2 protein-coding genes are annotated in these 2,091 nt (G+C 54.9%); one reads left to right on the forward strand and one right to left on the reverse strand.

What is annotated here, in order from left to right; translation table 11 throughout:
* The first annotated feature begins 371 nt into the window (after window positions 1-371).
* A complete protein-coding gene (locus WCJ41_RS21695) occupies window positions 372-1,652 on the forward strand; it encodes a D-arabinono-1,4-lactone oxidase (RefSeq protein ID WP_336907918.1) in 1,281 nt (426 codons plus the stop codon).
* Between the two features lie 29 nt (window positions 1,653-1,681).
* Here WCJ41_RS21695 and WCJ41_RS21700 read toward each other — a convergent pair.
* Window positions 1,682-2,091, reverse strand: a 410-nt coding sequence (locus tag WCJ41_RS21700; protein ID WP_336907917.1) for a TOBE domain-containing protein, incomplete at its 5' end; no start/stop codon positions are given.

Here is a 2,091-nt window from a genome sequence, read left to right on the forward strand (position 1 = left end):
GGCCAAAGACCGTGGGGAATGCTTTGATGTCTTGTGGATTGACAGTCATTTTGAAATAGATGGTACCTTCCGAGTGTGAAGCGAAGTTTTGCGCGAATTGGCTCTGTTGGCAAGACCGGGCGTTGGTAAGCAGCTTCACTGACCTGCCAAGGCATTGACGTGTGCGTGTCGCAGTCGGATTGAGGACACTGCACAAATCAAGTCGTAGATCTCCTCTGTTCTCGGTGGGACAGAATGACAATAAGTTCCGGAGCCACGCCCCGGGGCACGACCCTATTGGGCGCCGATCAGGGGGCAGAGTTCAACGCCGATTGACATCAAGTCAGTGTCCATCGCACACTACATGCTTATCTGAAAAATTGAGCTGAGTGATGCCTTTAACCAGTCAAGCACCTTCTTCCGCGCTCGGACCATCTCTGATCTGGCGCAACTGGGTTAGCAACCAAGTTTCGCGCGTCGGACATTTCGCGATGCCGAGTAGTGACGAGGAGGCATGTGCAGTTGTTGACATCGCGGCACGCGACGGTCTCACCGTGCGGGTCGTGGGGTCGGGTCATTCCTATACACCCATTGTCGCCACAGACGGCGTTCTGGTCTCTGCCGAACGGTTGACCGGTATCGAAGCGATCGACGCGGAGCGCGGACACGTGTCACTGCGTGGCGGCACAAGAATCTGCGACGTCGGTCCGGCACTACGCGCTGCCGGCTGGGCGCTTCCCAATCAAGGCGACATAGATCTGCAGACCATATCTGGCGCAATCTCTACCGGAACCCATGGTAGCGGCGACAATATTCAATGCCTTGCAGGGCCAATCGCGGCCATGCGGCTTGCTGGATCGGACGGGAAGATCCTCAATCTTTCGGAGGAAAATGATCCCGACACGCTACGCGCCGCAAAGGTTTCGCTTGGTATGTTTGGCATCATTCTGTCGATCACAATGAAGCTGGTCCCAGCCTTCGATCTCCACGACAGGATTTGGCGTGCTGATTTCGATGAGTGCCTCGATGATTTGGATGGCTTGTGCCGGGAGAATCGCAGCGTCCGCATCTTCTGGTGTCCGAATGCACACTCGGCATCCCTCTTTAGCCTTCCTGATACTCTGGGGCTCGGCCGAACACGCAAATCGGCGGACGTATGCGAGATGCGTACCCTGAATGTCACGGCAGCTTCCCCCGAAACTGTTGCTGGCAAACGCGGTGAACTGATCGGTCCGAGCTATCGCATCTTCCCGGGTTCAATACCCATGCCGAACCACAATGAGTGCGAATATTCAGTACCATATGAGAGTGGACCGGACGTCTTCCGTGCCATCCGAAAACTTGTTCAGACCAAGCATCCCGATCAGATCTTTCCGGTCGAGTATCGGACTGTCGCCGCGGACGATATTTGGATGAGCCCTTACTATGCGCGCAAGACTGCCATGGTCTCAGTTGCCGGCGGGGCGGGCGAGGACTATTGGAACTTCATTCGTGACTGTGAGGCGATCTTTGCCGAGGTTGGCGGCCGGCCTCACTGGGGCAAGCTCCATAGTCTTGGCAGAGAACGTATTGAGGAAATCTATCCCCGCTACCAGGATTTCGTCTCTCGCCGCCGTCAGCTTGACCCGGAGGGGCGATTCTTGAATGGCTACCTCAGAGAGCGGTTTTTATGAGCTATCAATGACACAGAAGATGAGAGACGTTAGCTTTTTGTTTTGATACGCCGACCGCTCTCTTTATCGAAAAACATAAGTTGTATCGGATCGATGGAAAAATGCGCGGTTTTGCCCACTGTCAGCCGAACGATACCGTTCAGCCGGGCCATGATCGCGCCCCCCTTCCAACCTAGATTCACAAGTGTCGATGGTCCGATCGGCTGCACATCCCTGATGATTGCGGATGTTCCTTGACCACCAATCGTCACATATTCGGGGCGTATTGTTACTAGGATCTTTTCAGTCCTCGCGCCAAGAGCGACTGCCTGGCGGGCGGTTATTGGAAGACTTGCTGATCCGCAGCGCAAAATGGTGTTGCTTTCGTTGCTCCGATCGATGACGCATTCGAGAATCTCAACTTGTGGCGTTCCGATAAACCGCGCCACCTCGACTGTTT

The sequence above is a fragment of the Aestuariivirga sp. genome (assembly GCF_037139295.1).
Lineage (GTDB): Bacteria > Pseudomonadota > Alphaproteobacteria > Rhizobiales > Aestuariivirgaceae > Aestuariivirga.

Coding starts and splice junctions, on each gene's coding strand:
- WCJ41_RS21695 (WP_336907918.1), top strand. CDS start 372: ATGCCTTTAACCAGTCAAGCACCTTCTTCCGCGCTCGGACCATCTCTG.